Source organism: Thioalkalivibrio sp. HL-Eb18, assembly GCF_000364985.1.
Classification (GTDB): domain Bacteria; phylum Pseudomonadota; class Gammaproteobacteria; order Ectothiorhodospirales; family Ectothiorhodospiraceae; genus Thioalkalivibrio.
The window spans coordinates 1-24994 of the sequence record NZ_KB822975.1 but is presented as its reverse complement, the minus strand read 5'-3'; the positions used below and the strand labels follow the sequence as shown (position 1 = coordinate 24994).

The window sequence follows — 24994 nt, the reverse complement described above, 5'->3', positions numbered from 1 at the left end:
ATGGCCACGGCCGAGCCGGTGACCCGCACGACCTGCCCCTATTGCGGGGTGGGCTGCGGCGTGGAGGTGACCGCGACGCCGGAAGGCGAGTTTCCGGTCGCGGTGCGCGGCGACCCCGCCCATCCGGCGAATGCCGGGCGCTTGTGCTCCAAGGGCGCGGCACTGGCCGAGACCCTCGATGACGAGGGCCGGCTGCTGCACCCGGAGATCGGCGGGCAGAGTGTCGACTGGGAGACCGCGCTGGATCATGTCGCGGACGGCTTTCGCGAGACCATCGCGGTACACGGGCCGGATGCGGTCGCACTGTATGTCTCCGGGCAGATCCTGACCGAGGACTACTATGTGGCCAACAAGCTGATGAAGGGCTTCGTCGGCTCGGCCAACATCGATACCAACTCGCGGCTTTGCATGTCCACGGCCGTGGCCGCCCATACCCGCGCCTTCGGCGTGGATGGCGTGCCCGGGAGCTATACCGATCTCGAGCAGGCCGATCTGGTCGTGGTCACTGGCTCCAACATGGCCTGGGCCCACCCGGTCCTGTTCCAGCGCCTGCAGGCGGCCCGACAGGCGCGCCCGGAGATGAAGCTGGTGGTGATCGACCCGCGGCGGACGGCCACCGCCCAGGCGGCGGATCTGCACCTGCCGCTGGCGCCGGGCACGGATGCCTGGCTGTTCAACGGCCTGCTGGATCACCTGCGCCGCGAGGATGCCCTGGACCCGGTATTCCTGGAACGGCATGTCGACGGCTTTGCCGACGCCCTGGCGGCCGCGCGGGCCTCCAGCCCGTCGATCGCCGCGACCGCCGAGGCCTGCGAGCTGGAGCCGGAGGCGGTGGCGACGTTCTTCCAGTGGTTTGCCCGTACCGAACGCACCGTGACCGCCTTTTGCCAGGGCATCAACCAGTCCGACAGCGGCGTGGACAAGGCCGGGACGATCCTCAACGTGCACCTGGCCACCGGCCGCATCGGCCGCCCGGGCATGGGCCCGTTCTCGCTGACCGGCCAGCCGAATGCGATGGGTGGGCGCGAGGTCGGTGGACTGGCCAGCCAGCTGGCCGCCCATATGGGCTTCGACGACGCGGCCCTGGACCGGGTCGGGCGCTTCTGGGGCGCACCGAGCCTCGCCCGCCAGCCGGGGCTGAAGGCGCTGGACCTGTTCCGCGCGGTCGAGTCGGGGCAGGTGAAGGCGGTCTGGATCATCGGCACCAACCCGCTGTTCAGCCTGCCCGAGGCTGCGCGCTTCGAGCGGGCCCTGCGCGACTGCCCGCTGGTCGTGGTTTCCGACTGCGTGCGCGAGACCGAGACGACCCGCGTGGCCGACGTGCTGCTACCGGCGACTACCTGGGGCGAAAAGGACGGCACGGTAACCAACTCCGAGCGCCGCATCTCGCGCCAGCGCCCGTTCCGCGCGCCCCCGGGCGAGGCCCGTCACGACTGGTGGGCGCTGGTCCGGGTCGCGCAGCGACTGGGTTTCGCCGATGCCTTTCCCTACACACGGCCGGCGGAGATTTTCCGCGAGCATGCGGCGCTGTCCGCGTTCGAAAACGACGGCACGCGCGACTTCGACATCGGCGCACTGGCCACGATCGATGCGGCCGCCTTTGAGGCCCTCGAACCGGTGCAGTGGCCGCTGCCCGCCGGAGCCGAGGCGGGTACGGCGCAGCTCTACGCCGATGGCCGCTTCTTTACGGCCAACGGTCGTGCGCGGCTCGCGGCGGTCAGTCCGCAATCGCCAACCGATCCAGTCGATGCCGAGTACCCGCTGCGCCTGAACACCGGCCGCATCCGTGACCAGTGGCACAGCATGACCCGTACTGCGAGTACCCCGCGCCTGAGTGCCCATCAGCCGGAACCGTTCGTCGAGATCCATCCGGTGGATGCCGGCCTGTTCCGTGTGCAGGCGGGCGACCTGGCCGAGGTGACCAGCCGACATGGACGTTTGCTGGCGCGGGTGCAGGTGAGCCGTGAGCAACGCCCCGGCAGCGTGTTTGTGCCGATGCACTGGAGCCGCCCGATCGCCCGCCTGGCGCGGGTGGATGCCCTGGTGCCCGCGCATGTCGATCCGGTCTCCGGGCAGCCGGCGTTCAAGCACACCGCCATCTCGGTGCGCCCGGCGGCGATGGACTGGCACGGCTTCGTGCTGAGCCGCGAGCCAGTGAGCCTGCCGGAGGCCGACTACACGGTGACCGCGCGCGGCCCGCGGCACCTGCGCGTCGAACTGGCCGGACGTGGCACGCCACCCGAGATCGCCGACTGGCGGACGCGCCTGGATGGCGCCGGCGAGTGGTTGGAGTTCGCCGACCCCGCGGGCGGGCGCTACCGCGCCGCGCGCATTCATGAGGGCCGGCTCGTCTGCGTGCTGTTCGCGGGGCCGGACCGCGGCCTGCCCGAGCGCGAATGGCTGGGCGGTCTGTTCGCGGCCGAGTCGATCACGGATGACGAACGCATGGCCCTGCTCACGGGGCGTCCGCCGAACGGCCAGGTCGCGCGCGGGCGCCTGGTCTGCGCCTGCTTCGGCGTGGACGAGACGCGCATCCGCACGGCGATCCGTGAGCAGGGGCTGGCGACCTGCGAGGCCGTGGGTGCCTGTCTCGAGGCCGGTACCAACTGCGGCTCCTGCCGCCCCGAGATCCAGACCCTGTTGAATGAAGAATCCGAGGCGCCCACGGATCCCGTGGCGCGGGAGGGATGAGCATGGAACACCTGCCGATCTATATGCAGTTGCACGGCCGCGAGGCCCTGGTGGTCGGGGCCGGCCCGGTGGCCACGCGCAAGGCAGCGCTGCTGCTGGAGGCCGGGGCGCGGGTGCGCCTTCGGGCCCCTGCGTACAGCGAGGCCGCCGAGCGTCTGCTGCGCGAGCACCCGGAGCCGATCACCCGCGAGCCGGGTATCTATGACACCGAATGCCTGGGTGAAGCGGCGATCGTGATTGCCGCCACCGATGACGCGGCGGTGAACCGCCAGGTCTCCGAGGACTGCATCGCGCGTGCGATCCCGGTGAACGTGGCCGACCAGCCGGAGCTTTGCAGCTTCATCCTGCCGGCCATCGTCGAGCGCGGCCCGCTGACCATCGCGATCGGCTCCGGTGGCCGGGCACCGGTGCTGGTGCGTCTGCTGCGCGCGAAGATCGAGAGCCTGATCCCGGCCGGCTACGGGCGGCTGGCGGATCTCGCCGGTCGCCTGCGCGACCGGGTGCGCGCCCATTTCGACAGTGTGAACGCGCGGCGCGCCTTCTGGGAGCGGGCCTTTGCCGGGCCGGCCACCGAGCTGGCCCTGGCCGGGCGCATGGACGCGGCGGCAGAGCGCTTGGAGCAAGAATTGAATGAAGCGGATGCCGCCACGCCGGGCGAGGTCTACCTGATCGGTGCCGGTCCGGGTGATCCGGACTTGCTGACCTTCCGCGCGTTGCGTCTGCTGCAGCAGGCCGACGTGGTCGTCTACGATCGCCTGGTGTCCTCCGAGGTGGTGAACCTGGCCCGGCGCGAGGCCGAGCGCTTCTATGTCGGCAAGGAGCGTGACCACCACTGCGTGCCGCAGGAGGCGATCAGCGCGCTGCTCTCGCGGCTGGCGCGCGAGGGCAAGCGCGTGGCACGGCTGAAGGGCGGCGACCCGTTTGTGTTCGGCCGCGGCGGCGAGGAGCTGGACGTGCTCGCCCGCGATGGCGTGGCCTACCAGGTGGTGCCCGGCATCACCGCGGCCAGTGGCTGTTCCGCCTATTCGGGCATCCCGCTAACCCACCGTGATCATGCCCAGTCCGTGCGCTTCATTACCGGCCATACCCGCGAGGGCCGGCTGGACGTGGACTGGTCGCAGTTGACGAACACCCGCGAGACGCTGGTGTTCTATATGGGCCGCAAGGGGCTGGAGGAGATCTGCCGCGGGCTCAAGGGTGCGGGCCGGGCCGGGCGGACCCCGGCCGCGATCATCGAGAACGGCACCACCGCGCATCAGCGCGTCGTGACCGGCACGCTGGACACCCTGGCGGCCCGGGCCGAACGCGAACAGGTCGGTTCGCCCAGTCTGGTCGTGATCGGCGAGGTCGCCGCCTGTCATCAGCGCCTGGCCTGGTTCCGGCCGGATGCCGGTGCCGCTGCGACGTTCCCGCAGCCGATGCCGGGGTCCGCGTCCGCGAGCGCGGCGTGAGCGGACCGGCGATCCGTGCGCGTGCGGTCTCCGGCGAGCTTGCCGGCTGCCGGGTCGCGCTCCCGGAGAGCCGGGCGCTGGAGGTCTTCGCCGGCCTGCTGGAGCGGCGCGGGGCCGAGGTCTGGCGCTGCCCGCTGATCGCGATCCACGACAGCCCCGACCGCGTGGCGATCGAGACCTGGCTGGACAAGGCCATCGCGGCGCCGTTCGATTGCCTGATCTTCCTGACCGGCGAGGGCTTCACCCGCCTGACCGGCTTTGCGCAGCGTGCCGGATGCGAGGACGACTGGCTGGCGGCCGTGAGGCGGACGCCGACCCTGGTGCGCGGCCCCAAGCCGGGGCGGGTGATGAAGCCCTTCGGCGTGCGGCCGGATGCGGTCGCGGTGGCCCCGACGACCGAGGGCATTATCGAAACCCTTTCTGGACAGGATCTGGCCGGGCGGCGTATCGGGCTACAGCTCTACGGCGCGGAGCCCAACCGGCGCCTGCTCGGGTTTCTGGAGCAGGCCGGTGCCGAGGACTTTCCCGTCTGGCCCTATCGCTATGCGGATGCCGCCGAGGCCGGGCGAGTGACTGGATTGATCGAGGCCATGATCGCGGGGGATGTGGATGCGATCGCCTTCACCAGCCAGGCCCAGGTGCGGCGCCTGCTGCGCGTTGCCCGTGACTCGGGGTATCAGGATTCGCTGCTGGCGGCGCTCGGCCGCACCGTCGTCGCCGCGATCGGCCCGGTGGTGGCCGACGAGCTGCGCGCCCACGGGGTGCATCCGACGGTGGTCCCCGACAGTCAGTACTTCATGAAACCCCTGGTCTCGGCGCTCGCGCGCCACCTGGATGCACATGGCCGCTGAATCACGAGCCCGACGCGGGTCTTAGCGACCGTCGTGGCCGGCGTACATCGCCTCGATGGCCTCGCTGTAGTGCTCGACGATCACCGGGCGCTTGAGCTTCATGGTCGGGGTCAGCATGCCGTTGTCCACGGACCAGGCCTCGTGGGTCACATGCACATGACGGATCTTGGCGTAGCCGGGGAAGTCGCGTAGCTGATACTGGATGCGCTGCAGCAGGGCGCGTTCGGCCTTGCGCGGCGGGCGGCCCTCGGCCTCGGCGTCGAGGTCATGGTCGCTGGCAAAAGAGGCCCATGCCTCCGGCTCCGGAACGACCAGCGCGGTCAGGAAGGAGCGGTTGTCGCCGACGATCATCACCTGGTCGAACAGCGCATCCAGCGCGATCGCCATCTCCATGTCGGCCGGCGGGACCTTCTCGCCGTTGGTCAGCACCAGGATATCCTTGATACGCCCGGTGATGAATACATGCCCGCTGTCGTCGATGCGGGCCTGGTCGCCACTGTGCAGCCAGCCGTCTTCGTCGATGGTCTCGCGGGTGGCCTCCTCGTTCTTCCAGTAGCCGAGCATCACGCAAGGGCTGCGGGTGAGCAGTTCGTCCATCTCGCCGATCCTGATTTCCACTCCGGGCAGCGGCTTGCCGATCGAGGCGGGGAGGTTGTCGTCCGGGGTGTTCACGGTGACCACCGGGCTGGCCTCGGTCATTCCGTATCCGTGCAGTACCGGCAGGCCCAGGCCGATGAAGAACTGGGCGATCGGCGGCGGGAGGGGGGCGCCGCCGCAGACCGCGAAGCGCAGCTCGCCACCCAGGCGGTCCAGTACCTTGCGCGCGACGATGCGCTCCAGTACGGGCCAGAGCAGGAAGCCGGGCGACCAGCCGCCCCGGCCCTGCTGGTGCTCGAAACGCTTCCAGCCGATGTTGACGGTCGCCTTGAACAGGGCGCGGCCGAGGCCCGATTTCTGTTTTAGCCCCGCCTGGATGCGGCCATGTACGCGTTCGTAGATGCGCGGCACCGAGATCAGCACGGTGGGGCGCACGTTGACCAGGTCCTCTCCCAGGGCCTGAATGGAGCGCGCGAAGGCGACCTCGGCACCGATCAGCATGGGCATGTACAGCCCGGCGGTGCGTTCCAGCATGTGCGACAGCGGCAGGAACGACAGAAACCGGTCGGCGGGCGACAGCGGGCCGGCCTGCGAGGAGGCCCAGGCGTTCTCCAGGATGTTGCGGTGCGAGAGGATTACGCCCTTGGGGCGCCCGGTGGTGCCGGACGTATAGACGATCGTGGCCATGGCCTCCGGATCGAGGTCCGGGTGGTGGAATTCGGTGGCTTCGTGCCGCGTGAGCCAGTCTTCCAGCTCGGTCACGCGGTCGTCGTCCGGCTCCGTGTCCTCGCCGCCGATGTTCACGATGCGCCGCAGCGACGGCATGTTCTCGAAGTGCTCGGACAGCCGGCGGCTGTGGGCGCTCTCGCCCAGCAGCAGGATGCGTGCCTGCGTCTGGCCGATGATGTAGGCGACGTTGTCCGGACGATCGTCGGTGTACAGCGGGACCGGGACCAGCCCCAGCCCCATCGCCGCCTGGTCGAACGCGACCCACTCGCGCGAGTTGCCGAGCATCAATGCGACACGCTCGCCGGGCTTGAGGCCCTCCGCGGCCAGTGCGGCCTGCCAGCGATCCACCATCGCGCCCATCTCGCGCCAGGAGGTCTGCTGCCACGCCTCGCGCGCGGTGTTGTAGTGGCGGTAGGCCGGGGCATCCGGTGTCTGTTCGACACGGACACGGAACAGCGAGGGGAGGGTCGGGGCCTGGTCGGGACGGATCGCGGAATCGGACATCGGCGCGTCTCGCAGCTTGGAGTATGTTCGGGACGTTAGAGGACCCGGACCCGTGCGGCAACCTTGGCGTCTGTGGCGTTCTACAGTCCCAGCGGGTGGGCGGCGGGCCGGTAGGCGGCGGCCCCGATCACCAGGCTGATGCCGATCAGTGCGATGATGCCGCCGCCGGCGAGCCCGAAGGCCGGGCCCACGTAGGTCAGGCGGCCGACGCGGGTCGGGCCCAGCCAGCGGCGGGTCCAGTCGCGTGCGGAGACGGCCAGCGTGGCCAGAACGGATACCGTGGCTGCGGTCCCCAGCGACATGGCGAGTACGGCCAGCACGCCGGCCCAGGCCAGGCCCAGGGCCGCCGAGACCGCCATGATCAGCACCGCGCCGGAACAGGGGCGGATGCCCACGGCCGCGACCGTGCCCCACCAGGTCCCGCTGTGGTTCGGGTCGACATGATGCGGGGTGCCGCAACCGCAGTGGTCGTCGTGAGTGTGATGGTGATCATGGTGGTGGTCTGTGTGCCCGTGGTTGTGCCGGGCCTCAGCGCGGGCCTGGGCATGGGCCTTGTGCAGGCGCCAGGCATGGCGCAGGGCGCGCAGCATCAGCCAGATGCCCAGCAGGGCGACCAGCGCAAAACTGGCGATCTCCAGGGTGCGCACCTGGCCCAGCGTATCGCGTGCCAGCCAGCCGAGCAGGCCGATTAGCACCCCGACCAGCACGATGGCCGTGACCCCCTGGGCCAGCGCCGAGACGGTGGAGAGAAGGATGCCGCGCTTCAGGTTCTGGGGTTGGGTCAGCAGATAGGCGCTGATCACGGCCTTGCCATGTCCCGGGCCGGCCGCGTGGAAGATGCCGTACAGCAGGCTGATCAGGATCAGGGCGCCGGCCGTCTGGGCGGTGGGGGCGTCGCGCAGGGCATGCAGTCCCTGGGTCAGGTCGCGATGCAACTGGCGCTGGGTCTGGAGCATCCAGGCGGTGACGCGCTCGAGCGCTCCGGGGGGCTTGGCCAGCGTTTCGGGCATGGGTCCGGTGGTGGCATCCGGCGGGGACGGGCTTTCCTCGGCCTCGCCCGCGGGGGCGCCGCCACCCAGCGGATGGGCCGATTCGCCGGCGTGGGCGCTGAAAGCACCCAGCAACAGGGAGAGCCCCAGGGTCAGGAGAATCAGGGCAGCAGCGAGGCCGTTCAGTCGATGGGCGGGGGCGACGATCATATCGTTACACTATAACGCTGTCCTGCGGATTCATCGAACGGTTTTTCGTTCTAATCCTGTGTGGTCGCGCTCAGTCCGAACGGTTCCGGCACTGCAGGGTGGCGGTCTCGGCGAAGTAGCGTCCGAGATTGTCGACAGGACTGCGGTCCTGGCGTTCCAGGGTGGCGGCATAGCGCATCAACTGCGGGTCCGGGCGCGCCTCTTCGATCTGCACCTCGCAGCCCTGGCGATTTTCGATATGCACCACGTCGTCCGCATCATGCAGGACCTCGATCCAGTAGGTCGGGTCGAACACGCGATACGTGAAGCCGTTGGCGTCTTCCAGGTCATGTTCGGCCAGCGGCAGGTCGAAGCGCAGATAAAGCCGTCGATCCTCCAGCGAGAGCCGGGCGTTTTCCGCCCGGGGGACCGCGATCTCCGCGTCGTCGTGGTGCAGTTCGGTGAAGTAGTCGTAGGCAGCCAGGTTTTCCAGCATGCGCTCGGCCACCCGATCCAGCGCCTCCTCGATCCCGATATCACCTTCCAGGTCCCGGGTCATCTCTTCCAGCAGCATGTGGCTGTAGGTCGGATCGATCAGCCAGGCTTGCTGCATGCGCTCCAGCTGGCCGTCGTCGTCGAACACCAGCCCCACGCGCAGGTCGATCCAGGCGTGGGGGTGTGCCAGGGCAAGGCCCGGGATCAGCAGCGCCAGGCCCAGCAGGAGTCGCCGGATGAGGCGTCGGCCCATGTTCAGGCGACGCTCCCGCTGCGCTGCCAGCGTGTCCCCTCCGGGGTGTCCTCGAGTTCGATCCCGCGGGCGGTGAGCTCGTCGCGGATGGCGTCGGCGGTGGCAAAGTCGCGGTTCTTGCGCGCGGCCTGCCGCGCGGCGATGCGTTCCTCCACCCAGGCGGCAAGCTCGGGGTCCTCGCCATCCCCCTGGAACCAGGCCGTCGGGTCCTGCTGCAGCAACCCGAGAAGCCCGGCGCCGGCTGTCAGTTCGCCTTTCAGGCGGGCGCGTTCGGCCGGGTCGCCGGCCGCGGCCAGGGCATCGGCCAGGCGGTGCAGGGCGGTGATGCCCCCGGGAGTGTTCAGGTCGTCGAGCAGGGCGGTGAACACCGGCGTGTCGGCGGCGTTTACGGGTGCTGGTTCGACATCGGCGTGATCGCGCAGGACGCGATAGAGCCCGTTCAGGGCATTGCGCGACTGGGTCAGGGTGTCTTCGGAGAAATTCAGTGGCGCGCGGTAGTGGCGCGACAGCAGCGCCATGCGCAGGACCTCGCCTGGCCAGGCCTGCAGCAGGTCATGCAGCAGCTGGAAGTTGCCCAGCGACTTGGACATCTTCTCGCCGTCGATGGTCACGTGCCCGTTGTGCACCCAGTAACGGGCGTAGTACGTGCCGTGCTCGGTGCAGCCCTCCGCCGCGCAGCCCTGGGCGATCTCGTTCTCGTGGTGGGGGAACACGAGATCGTGCCCGCCGCCGTGGATGTCGATCATTGCGCCCAGGTGGCTGCGGATCATCGCGGTGCATTCGAGGTGCCAGCCGGGGCGGCCATAGCCCCAGGGGCTGTCCCAGCCCGGTTCGCCCTCGGCGGCCGGCTTCCACAGCACGAAGTCGCCGGGGTGGCGCTTGTAGCGGGCGACCTCGACCCGGGCGCCGGCCTGCATGTCTTCCAGCGTGCGCCCGGACAGCGCGCCATAGTCCGGGTAGGAGGTGACGTCGAACAGCACGTGCCCCTCGGCCGGGTAGGCATGGCCGCGCTCGATCAGCCGTTCGATCAGCTCGATCATCGGCTGGATGTGATCGGTGGCGCGCGGCTCGAGGGTCGGTGGCAGCGTGCCCAGCTCGGCGATGTCCTCGTGGAAGGCCCGGGTGTAGCGTTCGGTCAGCGCGGCGATCGGCTCGCCGTTCTCCGCCGCGGCCTTGTTGATCTTGTCGTCGACGTCGGTGATGTTGCGCGCATAGATCACGTGCTCCGGGCCGTAGAGCTCGCGCAGTACGCGAAAGAGCACGTCGAACACCACCACCGGGCGGCCATTGCCCACGTGCACCCGGTTGTACACGGTGGGGCCGCAGACATAGAGCGTGACGCGCTCGGGGTCCTGCGGACGAAAGGGCTCGTCACGCCCGCCGAGCGTGTTGTGCAGGATCAGCTCGCGACCGGGGGTGGTGCTCATTGCGGGTCGTCCTTGTGGCCGTACAGGGTCTCGGGGGCGATCTCCGGGTCGCTGGTGATCACGACCTCGTCGTTGTCCACCTGCACGTAGAAGCAGCTGCGCCGGCCGGTATGGCAAGCGGGACCGGTCTGGTCGACCTTCAGCAGGATGGTGTCGCCGTCGCAGTCCAGGTGCAGGGACTGCAGCTGCTGCACCTGACCCGACTGCTCGCCCTTGCGCCACAGCGCCTGGCGCGAGCGCGAGTAGTAGCACACGCGCCCGGTGCGCAGGGTCTCGTCCAGCGCCTCGCGGTTCATCCAGGCCATCATCAGGACCTCGCCGCTGTCGAACTGCTGGGCGATCGCGGGGATCAGGCCGTCCGGATTCAGCTTGAGGTTTTCCAGCACCTCGGCGGCTGGCTGGCGGGTGTTGAGCGAGGCTTTTTCCAGTGTCTTGAACATGTACGCCGGCATAGCGGAAACCAGCGCCAAGGGTACCATCCTGCGCTCGTGATGAGCACATCAACGCGCGTGGTGAAAGGGCCCGTCAGGCGCGTGCGTCGATCGTTCTTGCAACCCCGGCGCGGGTGGCGGATTCTCAGACTAAAGTAGCAATACACAAGCGGGTTTCCGCGCGGGCAGGGGAATGGGTTGGAGCGCGAGGCACGGGATAGGGGCCCATCCACCGGCAAGGCGCTCAGCGCCTGGCGCACGGCCAGCTGGGTGGCGCTGGTCTATCTGGCGGCCGGACTGCTCTGGATCGGGCTGTCCGATCAGGCGTTGTTGTGGCTGGTGGATGACGTCCAGATGCTGGGCTGGCTGCAGACGGTCAAGGGTTTTCTCTATGTCAGCGTGACCGCGGTCGTGCTGTTCCTGCTGCTGTACTGGGTGCTCGCGGCCCGTGACCGGGCCTCGGCCGAAGCGCGCTATCTGACCGAGGTGGTCAATCGCTCGCCGGTGGTCACCATCGAGTGGGCCGCGCGGCCGGGCTGGCCCGTGGTGTATGTCTCCCCGAACGTGCGGCGCTGGGGGATCGAGCCGGAGGCGCTATTGTCCGGTGCGGCCGACTATTCCCAGAGGATTCATCCCGAAGACCGCGAGGCCATCGTCGAGGACGTGTCCCGGCACATGGAGCGCGGGCCGGACGAGTATCTGCAGTACTACCGCCTGGATGTGGGCGGTGGGCACTGGATCTGGGTCGAGGACCGGACCTGGCTGGAGCGAGATCCGACTGGCGAGGTTCGCCGCTTTCACGGCCTGTGACCGAACGGGTGCAGGCCGAGCGCAATCTCCGCGACAGTGAGAAGCGCTTTCGCGCCATCTTCGACAATGTGCAGGAGGGCATCCTGCTGCAGGACTTCGAGACGGGCGCCTTTGTCGGAGCGAACGCCGCGGCGCTGGCCATGTATGGCTACGAGCGTGAGGAGATCCTGCGCTGCACCGTCACGGATCTCAGCGCCCGCGAGCCCGGATACGAGGTCGAGCGCCAGCAGGCCCTGATTGACCGTGCACGGCGGGGCGAGCAGATCGTGTTCGAATGGCGCGCGCGCCACCGCGACGGCCACGCTTTCTGGGTGGAGGCGAACCTGCAGGCGACCGAGATCGCCGACGAGCGCCTGCTGCTGGTGACCCTGCGTAACATCGAACCGCGCAAGAAGGCCGAGCAGGCCCTGAACCGGCAGATGGACCGCCTGACCCATGCCGAGCGCCATGCGGGTCTGGGTTCCTGGGACTACGTCATCGAGACCGGGCAGTTGTGGTGGTCCGATTATTTGTATGAATTGATGGGCCTGGACCCGCAACGCTATACGCCGAGCCTGGGCGATGTCTGGGAGGTACAGTTCGACCCCGATGCCGGCGACGTGGAACCGCTGCAGGACGTGCTGCGTCACCTTTCGCCGGGCCACGAGGGCACCGGTCAGCGGTTCCGGCTGCGCCGCCACCCTTCGCGCGGGAGCGAGTGCTGGTTCAGTCTGACGGTGGATTCCGTGGTCGAGCGTGACGATGGTCTGCACGCCGTACAGGGGACCATGCTGGACATCACGGACCTGCAGCAGGCGGAGGGCGAGCTGCGGCAGTTCAATGCCGAGCTGGAGGCCCGGGTACGCGAGCGTACAGCAGCCCTGGAGGCAGCGAACCAGGAGCTGGAATCGTTTTCCTATGCCGTCTCGCACGACCTCAAGGCACCTCTGCGAGGCATCGACGGCTACAGCCAGCTGCTGGAGTCCGATTACGGCAATGTGCTGGATGCGGAAGGCCAGATGTTCATCCGCAACATCCGGGCCGGGGTCGCGCAGATGAACGAGCTGATCGGTGACCTGCTCGACTACTCGAGGATGGAACGCCGTCCCCTGGAACAACGCGGTGTGCGTCTGCAACCGCTGATCGAGGAGGTGCTCGACGGCCTTGATCCCGCACTGCGTGAACGTGCCGAGATTGCCGTCGATGTGCCACCGGACCTCGAACTGCAGACCGATCCGGACGGGCTTTCGCTGGCCTTGCGCAACCTGATCGACAATGCCCTGAAGTTCAGCGCTCCGCGCGAAGATCCGCGCATTGCGGTGACGGCCGAACCCCGGGGCGAGATGCTCCACGTGGCCGTGAGCGACAACGGGATTGGATTCGACATGGCATTTCAGGAACGCATCTTCGAGATCTTCCAGCGCCTGAACCGGGCCGAGGACTACCCGGGTACCGGGGTGGGCCTGGCCCTGGTGCGCCGGGCATTGCAGCGTTTTGGGGGCCGCATCGAGTGCGAAGGGCGCCCCGATGCCGGCGCCACCTTCCGACTGGAGCTTCCCCTATGAGTCCGAACGCCCGTCAGCCGGCCATCCTGGTGGTCGAAGACAACCCCGTGGACATCGATCTGATGCAGCGGGCCTTTGACCGCCGGAACCTGGCCAACCCGCTGGAGATCGCCCGCGACGGCGAGGAGGCCCTGGCTTGTCTGCAGCGCTGGGAGTCCGGCGAGCAGGAACCACCCGCCGTGATACTGCTGGATATCAAGCTCCCGAAGATCAGTGGCCTGGAGGTGTTGCGCGCGGTGCGGGCACACCCGGAGTTCGGGCGTATCCCGGTGGTAATGCTGACCTCGTCCAGTGAGGATCGCGATATCCATACCGCCTACGATGCCGGGGCCAACTCCTACATTGTGAAGCCGGTCGACTTCACAAAGTTCATGGAGGTCGCCGAACACGTCGAACTGTACTGGTGTCTGCTGAACCAGCACCCACGCTGACGCCCTGACGGAATCCCCCTATGCATGTACTCGTGGTCGAAGACCAGGCGGCCGATGCCGATCTGCAGCGCCGTTCCATCGAGCGCGGCGTCCCTTCGGCTCAGGTCGCCGTGGCGGACACCCTCGCAGGGGCGCGCGAAGCACTGGCAGACCAGACGTTCGATTGTGTGCTGGTGGACCTGCGTCTGCCGGATGGCAACGGGCTGGATCTGGTGGCCGAGCTGCGCGACCAGGGGCGCCCCGAGGCGGTGATCGTCCTGACCGGGCATGGCGAGCAGGAGACGGTCATCGCGGCCTTCCGCTCCGGGGCGGACGACTACCTGACCAAGGCCGAAGGGTATCTCGAACGGCTTCCCGCGCGGATCGTCGATGCGCGGTCGTACCGAAATCTGCGTGTGGCGGACGCGCGCGAGCCGCTGGCGGTCCTGTATGTCGAACACAACGAGTTCGATATCGGCCTGGCGCGTCGCGAGCTGGCGCGGCGCGCCCCGAATATCCACCTCACGGTGCAACGCACGGCCGAGGCCGCGCTGGCGGTCCTGCCGACCTCGCCGGAGGAACCCCTGGCGCTGGATCTCTTGCTGGTCGATTACCGGCTGCCCGCGATGGATGGCCTGGAGCTGGCGCGTATCGTCCGCCATGAACGCGGACTGGATCTGCCCGTCGTGCTGCTGACCGGGCAGGGCACCGAGGAGCTGGCCGCCCGGGCCCTGCGTATGGGCGTGGACGATTACGTGCTGAAAAGCGAGGGGTACCTCAAGGGCCTGCCCGCCGTACTCGACCAGGTTCATGTACACGCCCGCCTGCGCCGCGAGCGTGCCGCCCTGGCGGCGAGTGAGCGCCGCTACCGCGAGGTGATTGATCAGGCGGGCAATGTATTTTTTCATCTGGATCAGCAGGGGCGCTGGGTCTTTGCCAATCCCGCCTGGTCCGAAATCACCGGGTTTGTGCTGGAACAGACCCTCGGGCGGCCGCTGGTCGACTTCGTGGTGGCGGAAGACCGGGGACGCGTCGGCGAGCTTGTTCGCGAGGTACTGGAGACCGGCGAGACACGCGGCATTGGCGAGGTGCGTCTGCAAAGTCGTGAAGGTGGGATTCGCTGGTGCGAACTGCGACTGCGTGCTCGGCAGTCCGAGCGCGACGAGCGGCCATTCACCGGCACGCTGATCGACGTCACCGAACGCGTGCGCAACCAGCGTATTCAGGAGATCCGGGCGAACATCCTGGACCGGATCGCCACCGGAGAGCGCGATCCCGCACTGCTGGAGGATCTGGTGCTGGGGCTGGAGTCCCTGAATCCGGACCTGCATGGCTGTGTGATGCTGGTGGACGCAGATGGAGACCAACTGGTGGGCGCGGCCGGTCCGCGCATACCGGAGGCCCTGCGGTCGGTGACCAGCCCGATTCCGGTGGCCGACGGGGTCGGGTCCTGTGGTACGGCGGCCTGGTCCGGCCAGCCGGTGCTGGTCGAGGATACGCAGTCGCACCCCTACTGGTCCGGGCTGGAAGAGGCGACGGCACAGGCCGGGTTTCGAGCCTGCTGGTCGTTTCCCTTTCGCGACGCTGACGGACATGTGCTGGGGACGTTTGCGGTCTACCTGGCCGATGCGCGACTGCCGCGTCCGGAGGAACGCGATCAGCTCGAGGAGTTTGCGCGTCTGGCCGCGCTGGCGGTGCAGAAGCTGCGGGCCTGGCAGGCGCTGGAACAGCGCGAGCGGTCACTGGAGGCCGCTGCAGGCCTGAGCCTGAACCTGCTGCGCAATGAAAACCCGTCCGTCGTGATGAGTCGTCTGCTGGGCGAGCTGGGGCGGGTCACGGGCGCCGATCGCACTTACGTGCTGATGGATGCCGGGCCTGATTCCGAGCGTGAGACCCTGGAGCAGCACCGGTTCTTCTGGGTAAACCCCGAGGGGGAGCCTCCGATCCGTCCACCCAGCCTGCGCCACCTGAGCCTCGAGTCCGTGCTGCCACACTGGGATGAACGCTTGCGGGCGGGGGAGGTGATCCAGACCCGGATCGCCGACTTGCCGGATGGCGAGAGGGAACTGTTCGAGTCGGTCCAGACCCGCGCGTTGCTCCTGGCGCCGTTGTACGTGCGCGGGGAGTATCGGGGGTTGGTCGGGCTGGACCGGGTGCGCCAGGGACGGACCTGGGGTGCGACGGACGAGCACATGGCCCGCATCGTCGCTGCGAACCTCGGGGCTGCGCTGGAACGCCGGCGTGCGCTGACGGGGCTGCGCCGTCTGGCGGCCGTGTTCCAGAGTACCCGCGACGGAATCCTGATCACTGACCTGTCGGCCCGCATCGTCGCGGTCAATCCCGCGTTCACCGAGATTAGCGGCTTTTCCGAGCACGATGCCCTGGGCCGAAACCCGCGGTTCCTGAAGTCGGGGCGGCACGACGCCGAGTTCTACCGCGAGATGTGGGCGACCCTGGGGGCCACCGGGCACTGGCAGGGCGAGGTCTGGAATCGCCGGTACACCGGCGAGACCCATCCGCAGTGGCTGAGTCTGGATGTGGTGCGTGATGAGGGGGGCGAGCCGCAGTACTACGCGGGGGTGCTGACGGACCTGTCCGCGCTCAAGCGCTCTCAGAACGAGCTGGAGTATCTCGCCCAGCATGACTCGCTGACCGACCTGCCCAACCGCAGCCAGTTGCAGACATTGCTTGGACGTGCGCTCGAACGGGCGCGCGCGGAGCGCCGCGGCCTGGCCGTTCTCTGCCTGGACCTGGACCGGTTCAAGACCCTGAATGACAGTCTTGGACATTCGATTGGTGACCGGGTGTTGCTGGAGGTCGCGCGACGCCTGGCCGATGTGCTGGAGAGCCCGGACCTGCTCGGGCGGCTGGGAGGGGACGAGTTCCTTGCGGTCCTCGAGTCCGCCGACACGCACGAGATGGCGGAGACGCAGGCCCGGACACTGCTCGAGGTGCTGCAGCGCCCCTTCGTTCTGGACGATGGGCAGGTGGTTTATGTCAACGCCAGTATCGGCGTCAGCCGCTTCCCGGCGGATGGCGATACGGTGGTGGATCTCATACAGCATGCCGACGCGGCGATGTACCACGCCAAGGCGCTGGGTCGCGAGACCTGGAGTTTCTATACCGAGGATCTGACCCAGGCGGCCAGCGAGCGGCTGGATCTGGAGAACCGTCTGCGGCATGCCCTGAACGAGGGGAATGACGAGCTGGCGGTGCATTTTCAGCCACAGGTGCGGCTCGCTGATGGCAAGGTCACCGGGGTCGAGGCCCTGGTGCGCTGGCGTACCGAGTCGGGCGAGAGCATCCGCCCGGATCGCTTCATCCCGATCGCGGAGGAGACCGGGCTGGTGGTCCCCCTTGGAGAATGGGTGCTGCGCGAGGCCTGCCGCCAGGGTTGCGAACTGCTCGACCAGGTGAGTCCGGACCTGGTGATGTCGGTCAATCTGTCCCCGGTGCAGTTGCGGCGTGGCAACCTGGTGGAACAGGTGCGTGCGATACTCGAGGAGACGGGGTTTCCTGCCCGTCAGCTGGAGTTCGAGATCACCGAGACCGGCCTGATGCAGCAGGGGGATCAGGCCGTGACGCGGCTCAAGGCCCTGAAGTCGCTGGGCGTACGGGTGGCCATCGACGATTTTGGTACCGGGTATTCGTCGCTCGCCGTGCTGCAGACCTTCCCGCTGGATGTGCTGAAGATCGATCGTCGTTTCGTCGACGGTGTGGACCGGGTGGACGAAGAGAGTACTGACCGGCTGATCGCATCCACCATCATCGCGATGGCGCGCAACCTGCAGCTGGAGGTCATCGCCGAAGGTGTGGAGAACGAGGCGCAGGCTCGCTTTCTGATCGAGCATGGCTGCGAGTTCGGGCAGGGCTATCTGTACAGCCCCGCGCTGCCGCCCGAGCAACTGCTGGAGTGGGTCGCGAGGCGGGTGACATCGCCCGTCTGAGGCGACGTCAGACTCGCGCTCGCGGGGTGCGGGCGTACAATGGCGGGCTGATTCCCCGTTCGCCGGAGCTGTCGTTATGTCGTCCCAGCCGCATCCCACCGCCATGCGTTCCCTGACCTTTCACGGCCTGACCCCGGGGCCGCGGCTGATCGTGCTGGGGGCGGTGCATGGCAACGAGACTTGCGGTACGCAGGCGGCCGAGCGGCTGCATGACGAGCTGGAGAGCGGCGCGCGCCGCCTGCAGTGCGGGACGCTGACGCTGGTGCCGCGCACGAACCCGCTGGCCTACCAGTTGGGGCAGCGCATGGGTGAACGCAACCTGAACCGCAACCTGCGCGTGACCGAGGACCCGCAGGACTTCGAGGACCGCATTGCCAATGTACTGTGCCCGCTGCTGGCGGCCCACGACGTCCTGCTGGATCTGCACTCGTTTCATACCGGCGGTCAGCCGTTCATCATGCTCGGCCCGCGGAACAACGAGGGCGGGCTGGAGGGTTTCACCCGCGCCGGCGAGGAGGAAGCCCTGGCCGCCTGCCTGGGCCCGCGGCGCATGGTCGAGGGCTGGCTGGATACCTACGCGCGCGGGGTCGCCCGGCGCATGAAGAACCCGAATGCCAGCCACCGCGCACAGATGCTCTCCACCGATCCCAGCTACGGCATCGGCACCACCGAGTACATGCGTTCGCAGGGCGGTTACGGGGTGACGCTGGAATGCGGCCAGCACGACGACCCGCAGGCCCCTGTGATCGCCTACAACGCGATCCTCAATACGCTGGCTCATCTCGGCATGATCGAGGCCCCGGCCACGCCGGGGCAGGACGATCCGGAGGTCCTGCGCCTGGTTGAGGTGATCGACCGCGACCACCCCGATGACCGGTTCGTTCGCGAGTGGAAGAGCTTCGATCCCCTGCACGAGGGTGATGTGATCGGTGTTCGAGCGGACGGGACCGAGGTGAAGGCGCCGGCCGACGGCTTCATCGTGTTCCCCAACCCCGGCTCTCTGCCGGGTAACGAGTGGTTCTATCGCGCCGAGTTCAGTGACCGTCGCGTGGTCTGACGCTTCGTGGAGTTCGCCCTTTCCGGCGTTGCTGCACTACTGTTTGCGGCCGGGTTTTTCGCCGGTGCCTTGAATGCCCTGGCCGGGGGCGGCAGCTTTCTTACGCTGCCGGCCCTGATGGCCGTGGGTGTCCCGCCGGTGGCGGCCAATGCCACCGGGACCGCCGCATTGCTGCCCGGGTATGCGGCCAGCCTGCTCGTCGATCACCGGCGCCTGCGCATTCTCTGGCGGGATCTGGGCATGCGCCTGCTGGCGCTGTTCCTGGTCGTGGGTGCGCTAGGCGGGGCGCTGGGCGCGGCCCTGCTCCTGCTGACGGGCGACGCGCGTTTTCGGGCCTTCGTCCCCTGGCTGCTGTTGCTGGCGACACTGCTGTTCGCGCTGGGTCCGTGGCTGCAACGTCGTGCGGCCCATGTGGCCCACCCGGCACTGGTCCGGGTGGCGGGCGCGGGGCTCGGCTGTGTCTACGGTGGCTATTTCAACGGCGGGGTCGGCATCCTGCTGCTGGCGATCCTGCGGGGCCAGGGGATGAGCGATCTGGCGCAGGCCAATGCCCTGAAGAACCTGCTCTCCACGGTGCTGACGCTGATTGCCGTCGTGGTGTTTGTGGCGGGCGGGCAGGTGGTTGCGACCGGGCTATTGGCCGTCGGGGCTGGGGCTATTCTCGGTGCACGGGTCGGGATCGGGCTACTGGGGGTACTGCCCGAACCGTGGTATCGGCACCTGGTTACGCTGGTGGGTGCCGGTACCACGGTGCTCTTCTTCGTCGATCCGGTCTGGCTGGGGTAGTTCTCTGGCGTTGGGTTGATGCAATGAGCATAGCGAATCGCATCGTTTTACCAGACCACCCCCGAGGACGCTTATTGCGTGGTGTGCTGAGGGCCGGTGCGCGCCTGTTGCAGGGCGTGGTCGAAGGTATCCAGCGCCCGGGCATCGGTCTCCGGAAGGATGGCCTCGATACGGGGACGGGTCCCGGCGGCGGGCGTTTCCATGGCTTCGAGACCGCCATCGTCGTCCACGCGGTTGATGCGCTGCCAGCCCTGGTCGGTCCGCACGAGGCCCTTGAGGCGTTCTCCGGTAAAGCCGTTCACCAGCGCCTCAAGCGCCGCGTGATCGAGCGCCTGTGCCTCGGGCAGCAGCCAGCTGCGACCCAGATAACCATCGCCACGGGTGTCGATGGTGACCGGCTCGTCCGCGTGCTCGTGTGGCGCATGATCGTGCCCATGGTCGTGATCGTGGGCATGATCGTGCTGGTCACCGGTGGACAGAAAGGCCCGGGCCTCCGGGAACAGGGCCCCGCCGCGTTCCAGCCGGGGGCGGTCCAGCCACGCCGATTCCACGCGCCCCTGGGTCGTCTCGATCACTAGCGGTCGCGGTGGTGGCATAGCGGCCACAAACGCCTGCAGGGCCTCGCGATCCGCCTCGCTGTAGAGGTCGGCCTTGTTGGCCAGCAGGACATCGGCCAGTGCGATCTGGTCGTTCCAGTTCGGGTGCTCGCGGTGGCGTGGCGAAGACAGGTGGCGGGCGTCCATGACCGTGATCGTGGCACGCAGGTCCAGCACGCCATCGTAGGGGGGCTGGGTGAGGGTGCGGATGATCTCGGCCGGGTGCCCGAGCCCGGTGGGCTCGATCAGGATGCGGTCGGGGTGCTGCGAGCGGATCAGCCGGTTCAGGCCGACGGTGAACATCTGCGCGGAGACGCAGCAAAGACAGCCGCCGGGGATCTCCTCCAGCGCGACGCCGGTATCCGCGAGCAGGCCGCCGTCTACCCCGATCTCGCCGAACTCGTTGACCAGCACGGCCCAGTGCTCGCCCTCGGGGCGCAGCGCGAGCAACTGGCGGATGGTGGTGGTCTTGCCTACCCCCAGAAAGCCAGTCACCAGGTGGGTGGGGATGTCATGGTGGGTGGTCATGTGGTGTCGGCCTGGTTGGCGGGCGGACCCGGATCATGGGTCCACCACGCGATCGGTTTCGGTTTAGTCGTCGGCGCGCAGTTCGCCCTGATAGAACGCCGCGGCATCGTCGAACAGGGCCTCGTTGGTGTCCGCCCGCATGTACAGCATGTGCCCGCCGGGGTAGGCGCGCGGGATGATGCGCGAGTCGGCCTCGTCGCCGGCGGCGAACGCGATCTGGCCCAGCAGCCACTCGGTGGTGAAGTAGGGCGTGATCAGGTCCGCCTCGCCGTGCACGCTGAAGATGCGGAAGTCGCGGTTGAGTGAGAGGGCAGTGGCCAGTTCGTCCATTGCGGTGAAGTGCCCCTCGCGGCCGCTGGCTTCCCAGTCCCAGGCGCGGAACACGTCGCGGGCAAGCAGGCGGTACTGGTGCCCGTGTTCCCAGTCCAGGGTGTTGCGCAGGTGGTCCAGCATCGCGGTGGAAAGCGGGGCGGTCAGGCCATCGAGGATGGCGTCCGCTTGCGGCTGCAGGTGCGTGGGTACCGGGTCGAGGTTGTCGATGCCGCCGTCGTACAGGCTGACCAGTCGGCCTTCGTCCATCAGCAGGCCGCGCTGGGTCATGTCCAGCGTGATGCGCCCGCGCGTGGCCTTCAGGCGGTCGCGCGACAGTCCTGTAAAGCGGGCCACCTCGTCGATCCAGTCGTCGTCGATCTGCCCGGGGTGGATCAGGCCCTGCAGGTAGTCGCCCAGGGCGAAGGCCTCGGCCTCGTCCAGGCTGGGCGGATCGTCGCCCAGGCGGCCTTGTGCCTTCGCGGCGGCGGTGATCGCCGGCAGGCTCAGGGCCCAGCCGATCGGGCGGGCAGTACCGTGTTCCAGCATGCCGTAATCCAGCGCGGGCGAGATCAGCACCGTCCCGCTCAGGCTGATGCCGGAGCCCTTGGCGATGCGGGCCGGCAACGCGGCGGCGCGGTAGCCCCCGTAGCTTTCGCCTGCCAGGTACACCGGGTCGCCACGCCGGCCGTGCTCGTCCAGCCAGCGCTCCAGTGTTTCCTCCATCGCGGCCAGATCGCCGTCACGGGAGTAGTACTGATCGGCTTCGCCACCCATCACGCGCGAGAAGCCGGTCCCGACCGGGTCGATGAAGACCAGATCGGTAAACGCCAGCCAGGTTTTGGGATTGTCGACCAGCCGGGGCGGGGTGGAGGCGGCGAGCCCCTGGTCGTCGGTTTCCAGCACCCGTGGGCCCAGGCCGCCCACGTTCAGGTAGGCCGAGGCCGCGCCGGGGCCGCCGTTGACCATGAAGGTGACCGGGCGATCTTCGTCGCTGTCCACCGTGTAGCTGATGGTGAAGACCCGGGCGTCGGGTTCGTCCATCGACTCGCCCAGCGGGACATAGCCGACCGTGGCCTGGTAGTCGAGCGTGCTGCCGTCCTGCAACTCCAGCGAATGCTCGGTGGTCACGGGATCGGGCAGGGGGGGCGTTGGTTCGGTCTCGTCCGCCAGCAGCGGGGCGGACATCCCGGGGCCGATCAGCAGGCCGAACGCCAGCCCGTAGAGCGGGCTGGCGGCGGTATGCGATGCAGGCGCGGGTTTGAACGGGCGTCGTTGCGGCGCCGTTATCAGCATTGAGCGGTCTCCTCGTGATCGGGGCAGTCATGGCGTACGACACGGTCATCGTCCAGCCATTCCATGATTCCGTCGGTCACGTTGTAGATCTTGTCGTAGCCGAGCCCCTCCGACAGGGCCTGGGCGAGCGCGCTCGTGCGGTTACCGACGCGGCAGATCAGGATCACCTCGTCGTCGGAGTCGACCAGCGCGGTGAACTGGCGGCCGAACTCCGGGTTGAGGCTGCCGTCTTCCTCGAACGCGGTGATGCGATGGCTGCCTTCCACCACGCCCGTCTCGGCCCACTCGTCCGGGCGGCGGATATCGACGATGGTAACCCCCTCGTCGAGCTTCTCGGCCAGTTCCTCGTTGTCCAGGCCGGTGAACGGGGCGCGCTGGACCTCGACGACCTCCAATTCAAAACGCAGCGTGGCGTTCGGCGGGATGATGTTGCCGGCGCCGCGCTCGCCGTAGGCCAGCTCCGGCGGGATGATCGCCTCGCGTTTGCCGCCCTCGCGCATACCTTTGACCGCCTGCTCGAAGCCGGGGATCGTCTGGCCGGAGCCGATGGTCACGGACAAGGGCTGGCCGCCGCGGCTGGAGTCGAACTCGGAGCCGTCTTCCTCGAGCCGTCCAACGTAGTGGACCAGGGCGGTGTCGTGCCGTACGAGTTCGGGGCCCTCGCCCTCCTCGATGTCGCGAATCTCGAGGCTGTCGGCCAGTGCGAAGGCTGGGAACAGGAACAGGGCGAACAGAAACCACGCTTTCATCATTTTATCCTTATAAAGTGCAAGTTTTTGTTTTACAGGAGGGCTTTTACAGGACCAGAAAATTGCTTCCAAAATTCCCTAAAAAACGCTTTGAAATGTATTTGAACTTGGTCTAAAAGGGTGATGGATCCCGGTTCGACAAGGCCTTGTTGAAGGGATCTTAACCGCAAGGATCCGTGCGACGGAGGAGCAATAATGACCAAGAAACAAGAAAACCAGTTCTGGGACCGACTGCGTGGCGTAACGGAAGACGCCGGGGCGGACCCTCAGACCCTCGAGATCTTTGACGAAGCCGTCTCCCGGCGTCGTTTCATGGGCCGCATGGGCGTGGGCGGCGCTGCCCTGACGCTGTTCGGCTTTGGTGCTGGCACTGACGCGGCGATGCGCGGCCTGTTTGGGCGTGGCCTGATCCCGGCTGCCTGGGCGGACGAGGCGAACGGCCTTGAGGACGAGCAGGCCAAGGCTGCGATGTCCGACTCCGGCAAGGAAGACGGCCTGATCGTGCACAACGATCGCCCGCTGAACGTTGAGACCCCGCCGCACCTGCTGGTGGACGAGGTCACCCCGGCCAGCCGCCATTTTGTGCGTAACAACGACCTGATCCCGCAGCAGGCGCTGGATCGCGACCCGAATGGCTGGTCGCTGAAGATCGACGGCGAAGTGCACGAAGAGCTCGAGATCGGTCTCGACGACCTGAAGAGCATGGACAGCAAGGACCTGGTCCTGCACATCGAGTGCGGTGGCAACGGTCGCGCCAACTTCGACCCGCAGCCGCGTGGCAACCCCTGGGACCGCGGTGCAGTGGGCAACGCCAAGTGGACCGGCGTGCCGCTGAAGGACATCCTCGAGCGGGCCGGTGTGAAAGACAGCGCCGTGTACACCGCGCACGAGGGCTACGAGCCGATCCTGGGCGATCGCGGCCCGTTTTCCCGTGGCGTGCCAATCGACAAGGCCATGGAAGAGCACACCATCGTGGCGTATCAGATGAACGGCGAAGACATCCCGGCCGCCCATGGCTTCCCGGTGCGCCTGGTCGTGCCGGGCTGGTGCGGCTCCTGCTCGCACAAGTGGCTGACCAACATCACCCTGCGTGATCAGGAACACGATGGCCGCGGCATGACCGGCTACTCCTACCGTATGCCGAAGTACCCGGTGGCCCCGGGCGAGCGTCCGCCGGAAGAGGACATGAAGGTCGGCGGCCCGTGGCTGATCAAGTCCGTGATTACCGGTCCGAAGAAGGATACCGGTCTGGAGCGTGGCGAGACCGTCAAAGTCACCGGTCATGCCTGGGCGGGCGAGGACGAGGTCGCGGAAGTCTGGATCTCCACCGACTTTGGTCTCAACTGGGAGAAGGCCGACCTCAAGGGCGACCCGGTCAACAAGTACGCTTGGGTGCACTTCGAGAAGGAGCTGTCCTTCGAGAATCGCGGCTACTACGAGATCTGGGCCCGCGCCGTGGACGACAAGGGCAATACCCAGCCCATCGTCCAGCCATGGAACCCGCGTGGCTACGACGGCAACATCGTCCACAAGATCCCGGTCACCGTCGCTGCGTGACAAACCTCCATACCCGGGGCATTATTTGCCCCGGGTTTCTTTTGAACAGAATGGAGTACGCATGAAGCGTTTTGTAATGCTGTCGCTACTGGGGTTGGCGTTCGCGGCCCTGGCTTCGCCCGTTGTTGCCGAGGAGGCGATTTCCGAGGAAGAACAACAAGCCCAGGAAGAGAAGGCCGACGAGGTCTCGGCGACCAAGGAATTGTTTGAACAGACCTGTGCGGCCTGCCACGGCATCCGTCAGGCGACCAACCAGAACCTGTCACGCGACGATTGGAACTGGGTCATGGACGACATGGAAGACTACGGCATGACCTGGCTGACCGATGAACAGCGGGATCAGATCGTGGACTACCTGGTGGAGAACCACGGCTACGGCGACTAGGCCGTAGCGGATGCTCCGCTGTCAGGAGCAGTATCTTCAGGCGCCCTGCGGGGCGCCTTTTTTATGGTTCATCGAAGGATACCGGGGAGGTATTCGTGCGCTGAAGGGCATCGTAATCTCGCGTGGAGCCGGGTTGGACACGGGAGAGGGGGATGCTGGACAAGAAGACGCTGCAGAAGCTGGGCGGCTGGGAAGGCTATCGGCTGGAACGTGCGGTATGGCCGGACGAGGCGGGCGGCACGCTGGAGTTGCACCTGAAGCCGACGCGGCAGTGGATGCACTGCGAACGCTGCGGCCACCGGACGCGTCAGGTGCACGAGACGACGCTGCGGCGGGTTCGGGATCTTCCCCTGTTCGAGTACCGGGTGGTGCTGGTGGTGCCGCGTCGCCGGGTGTGGTGCGAGCACTGCGGT

18 protein-coding genes and 1 pseudogene are annotated in these 24994 nt (G+C 67.7%); 11 read left to right on the top strand and 8 right to left on the bottom strand.

The features are described 5' to 3' along the window. Genes F813_RS0111445 through F813_RS0111435 form a run of 3 tightly spaced genes read left to right on the top strand, consistent with a single transcriptional unit; the run spans position 1 to position 4993 of the window. Positions 1-2691, top strand: a complete 2691-nt coding sequence (locus F813_RS0111445; protein ID WP_017926674.1) for a nitrate reductase — start codon at positions 1-3, stop codon at positions 2689-2691. Positions 2692-2693: 2 nt separating this feature from the next. After that, positions 2694-4142, top strand: coding sequence for a siroheme synthase CysG (gene cysG, locus F813_RS0111440; RefSeq protein WP_026148266.1), 1449 nt, complete (start codon positions 2694-2696; stop codon positions 4140-4142). Continuing rightward, positions 4139-4993 (top strand): uroporphyrinogen-III synthase, encoded by an 855-nt coding sequence (locus tag F813_RS0111435; RefSeq protein ID WP_012982085.1) that lies wholly within the window; start codon positions 4139-4141, stop codon positions 4991-4993. The genes cysG and F813_RS0111435 overlap by 4 nt, the downstream gene beginning before the upstream one ends. A 21-nt stretch (positions 4994-5014) precedes the next feature. Here the strand turns inward: F813_RS0111435 and F813_RS0111430 are convergent, their stop codons facing one another. The 5 genes from F813_RS0111430 to hisI all read right to left on the bottom strand — a co-directional run bounded on the left by F813_RS0111430 (position 5015) and on the right by hisI (position 10616). Continuing rightward, positions 5015-6823: a long-chain fatty acid--CoA ligase gene (locus F813_RS0111430; RefSeq protein WP_017926672.1), complete on the bottom strand. Its 1809-nt coding sequence runs from the start codon at positions 6821-6823 to the stop codon at positions 5015-5017. Between the two features lie 80 nt (positions 6824-6903). Further along, positions 6904-8022 carry a nickel/cobalt transporter gene (locus F813_RS0111425; RefSeq protein ID WP_012982087.1) on the bottom strand — a complete coding sequence of 373 codons (1119 nt, stop codon included), beginning with the start codon at positions 8020-8022 and terminating at the stop codon, positions 6904-6906. 70 nt (positions 8023-8092) lie between these two features. Beyond that, positions 8093-8749 carry a DUF1007 family protein gene (locus tag F813_RS0111420; protein WP_017926671.1) on the bottom strand — a complete coding sequence of 219 codons (657 nt, stop codon included), beginning with the start codon at positions 8747-8749 and terminating at the stop codon, positions 8093-8095. Positions 8750-8751: 2 nt separating this feature from the next. Then, positions 8752-10176: a cysteine--tRNA ligase gene (cysS, locus tag F813_RS0111415; protein WP_017926670.1), complete on the bottom strand. Its 1425-nt coding sequence runs from the start codon at positions 10174-10176 to the stop codon at positions 8752-8754. Next, entirely contained in the window at positions 10173-10616 is a 444-nt protein-coding gene (gene hisI / locus F813_RS0111410; RefSeq protein WP_026148265.1) for a phosphoribosyl-AMP cyclohydrolase, read from the bottom strand. The genes cysS and hisI overlap by 4 nt, the downstream gene beginning before the upstream one ends. A gap of 267 nt (positions 10617-10883) precedes the next feature. On the opposite strand from hisI, the pseudogene F813_RS13700 reads away from it, so the two are divergent. From F813_RS13700 to F813_RS0111385, 5 genes and pseudogenes are all read left to right on the top strand, one after another. Next, positions 10884-12961 (top strand): annotated as a pseudogene (locus F813_RS13700) (PAS domain S-box protein). Further along, positions 12958-13392, top strand: a complete 435-nt coding sequence (locus F813_RS0111400) for a response regulator (protein ID WP_012982092.1) — start codon at positions 12958-12960, stop codon at positions 13390-13392. Before F813_RS13700 ends, F813_RS0111400 begins: the two are co-directional and overlap by 4 nt. Positions 13393-13412: 20 nt before the next feature. Further along, positions 13413-17318: an EAL domain-containing protein gene (locus F813_RS0111395; protein ID WP_017926666.1), complete on the top strand. Its 3906-nt coding sequence runs from the start codon at positions 13413-13415 to the stop codon at positions 17316-17318. 76 nt (positions 17319-17394) lie between these two features. Then, positions 17395-18375, top strand: a complete 981-nt coding sequence (locus F813_RS0111390; protein ID WP_012982094.1) for a M14 family metallopeptidase — start codon at positions 17395-17397, stop codon at positions 18373-18375. Positions 18376-18381: 6 nt separating this feature from the next. Further along, positions 18382-19161, top strand: a complete 780-nt coding sequence (locus F813_RS0111385; protein WP_012982095.1) for a sulfite exporter TauE/SafE family protein — start codon at positions 18382-18384, stop codon at positions 19159-19161. Positions 19162-19232: 71 nt separating this feature from the next. Here the strand turns inward: F813_RS0111385 and F813_RS0111380 are convergent, their stop codons facing one another. The 3 genes from F813_RS0111380 to F813_RS0111370 form a co-directional block, all read right to left on the bottom strand. Next, on the bottom strand, positions 19233-20285 hold the full coding sequence (locus F813_RS0111380) for a GTP-binding protein (RefSeq protein WP_017926665.1): 1053 nt from the start codon (positions 20283-20285) through the stop codon (positions 19233-19235). 63 nt (positions 20286-20348) lie between these two features. Continuing rightward, on the bottom strand, positions 20349-21890 hold the full coding sequence (locus F813_RS0111375; RefSeq protein ID WP_017926664.1) for a S10 family peptidase: 1542 nt from the start codon (positions 21888-21890) through the stop codon (positions 20349-20351). Further along, the gene (locus F813_RS0111370) at positions 21884-22639 is read right to left on the bottom strand and encodes an FKBP-type peptidyl-prolyl cis-trans isomerase (protein ID WP_017926663.1); all 756 of its coding nucleotides are present in this window, start codon (positions 22637-22639) and stop codon (positions 21884-21886) included. Before F813_RS0111370 ends, F813_RS0111375 begins: the two co-directional genes overlap by 7 nt. A 195-nt stretch (positions 22640-22834) precedes the next feature. Between F813_RS0111370 and F813_RS0111365 the strand changes: the two genes are divergently transcribed. From F813_RS0111365 to F813_RS0111355, 3 genes are all read left to right on the top strand, one after another. Next, the gene (locus F813_RS0111365) at positions 22835-24196 is read left to right on the top strand and encodes a sulfite oxidase (RefSeq protein WP_017926662.1); all 1362 of its coding nucleotides are present in this window, start codon (positions 22835-22837) and stop codon (positions 24194-24196) included. A 61-nt stretch (positions 24197-24257) separates the two neighbouring features. After that, positions 24258-24581, top strand: a complete 324-nt coding sequence (locus F813_RS0111360) for a cytochrome c (RefSeq protein WP_012982100.1) — start codon at positions 24258-24260, stop codon at positions 24579-24581. Positions 24582-24733: 152 nt separating this feature from the next. Then, positions 24734-24994: transposase family protein (locus F813_RS0111355; protein WP_017926661.1), on the top strand; the 261-nt coding region annotated here is incomplete at its 3' end.

What these genes read in the sequence shown, in the direction of transcription:
- F813_RS0111445 (WP_017926674.1), top strand. Translation starts at nt 1, where the DNA reads ATGGCCACGGCCGAGCCGGTGACCCGCACGACCTGCCCCTATTGCGGG.
- cysG (WP_026148266.1), top strand. Translation starts at nt 2,694, where the DNA reads ATGGAACACCTGCCGATCTATATGCAGTTGCACGGCCGCGAGGCCCTG.
- F813_RS0111430 (WP_017926672.1), bottom strand. Translation starts at nt 6,823, where the DNA reads ATGTCCGATTCCGCGATCCGTCCCGACCAGGCCCCGACCCTCCCCTCG.
- F813_RS0111425 (WP_012982087.1), bottom strand. Translation starts at nt 8,022, where the DNA reads ATGATCGTCGCCCCCGCCCATCGACTGAACGGCCTCGCTGCTGCCCTG.
- F813_RS0111420 (WP_017926671.1), bottom strand. Translation starts at nt 8,749, where the DNA reads ATGGGCCGACGCCTCATCCGGCGACTCCTGCTGGGCCTGGCGCTGCTG.
- cysS (WP_017926670.1), bottom strand. Translation starts at nt 10,176, where the DNA reads ATGAGCACCACCCCCGGTCGCGAGCTGATCCTGCACAACACGCTCGGC.
- hisI (WP_026148265.1), bottom strand. Translation starts at nt 10,616, where the DNA reads ATGTTCAAGACACTGGAAAAAGCCTCGCTCAACACCCGCCAGCCAGCC.
- F813_RS0111400 (WP_012982092.1), top strand. Translation starts at nt 12,958, where the DNA reads ATGAGTCCGAACGCCCGTCAGCCGGCCATCCTGGTGGTCGAAGACAAC.
- F813_RS0111395 (WP_017926666.1), top strand. Translation starts at nt 13,413, where the DNA reads ATGCATGTACTCGTGGTCGAAGACCAGGCGGCCGATGCCGATCTGCAG.
- F813_RS0111390 (WP_012982094.1), top strand. Translation starts at nt 17,395, where the DNA reads ATGTCGTCCCAGCCGCATCCCACCGCCATGCGTTCCCTGACCTTTCAC.
- F813_RS0111380 (WP_017926665.1), bottom strand. Translation starts at nt 20,285, where the DNA reads ATGACCACCCACCATGACATCCCCACCCACCTGGTGACTGGCTTTCTG.
- F813_RS0111375 (WP_017926664.1), bottom strand. Translation starts at nt 21,890, where the DNA reads ATGCTGATAACGGCGCCGCAACGACGCCCGTTCAAACCCGCGCCTGCA.
- F813_RS0111370 (WP_017926663.1), bottom strand. Translation starts at nt 22,639, where the DNA reads ATGAAAGCGTGGTTTCTGTTCGCCCTGTTCCTGTTCCCAGCCTTCGCA.
- F813_RS0111365 (WP_017926662.1), top strand. Translation starts at nt 22,835, where the DNA reads ATGACCAAGAAACAAGAAAACCAGTTCTGGGACCGACTGCGTGGCGTA.
- F813_RS0111360 (WP_012982100.1), top strand. Translation starts at nt 24,258, where the DNA reads ATGAAGCGTTTTGTAATGCTGTCGCTACTGGGGTTGGCGTTCGCGGCC.